The organism is Bartonella sp. TT110JLCBS (genome assembly GCF_042193405.1).
GTDB lineage: Bacteria > Pseudomonadota > Alphaproteobacteria > Rhizobiales > Rhizobiaceae > Bartonella.
Window position 1 is genome coordinate 1 of record NZ_JBHILT010000212.1, and the last position, 691, is coordinate 691.

Below are 691 nucleotides of genomic sequence, written 5' to 3' on the forward strand. Positions count from 1 at the left end.
CAGAAATCAATATTGCAAATGAAAGCGGTGCGGATCGGATAATTTCTGGTGTTGGTGAAGCAAAGAACAATAATGACGCTGTTAACAAAGGTCAATTAGATAAAGGTTTGAAGGATCTTTCTACCAGCCTTCAGTCAGATGACTCGGCTGTTGTTCATTACGATAAAACAGGTGATGAAACTGATTATACGAGTGTGACTTTAGGCAAAGGTAAGGATAAGGCAGCTGTTGGTCTTCATAATGTTGCCGATGGTCAGATTGCCAAGGGTTCACATGATGCAATCACGGGTGGACAGATTAATAAAATCGGTGAGGATGTAGCTAAGTTTTTAGGTGGAGAAGCATCCTTTAAAGATGGAGCTCTTACACAGCCAACGTATAAATTATCTTACATTGCTAAAGATGGAGTTGTAACAGAGAGTGCCTTTCAAGGTGTTGGAACCGCTTTTGCAGGTCTTGATGAGAATATCAAGAATGTGAATGCAAGGATTAAAGAGGTTTCTGAAGGAGTAGCACAGGATTCTTTGTTATGGAGCAAGGAAGCCGATGCCTTTGTCGCGCGTCATGAAAAGAGTAAAGAAGAAAAAGGCAAAGCTGTCAGGACACAAGAAAACAGTAGAATTACGTTTCTAGCAAATGGTGAGATTAGCGCTAAATCAACGGATGCTGTAACGGGTGGTCAGCTTTATTC

The 691-nt window shown here is 41.1% G+C and carries 1 pseudogene; it reads left to right on the forward strand.

Features of this window, described 5'->3' with window-relative positions:
- Positions 1-691: pseudogene (locus ACFILW_RS10520) on the forward strand (hypothetical protein); the annotation flags it as partial.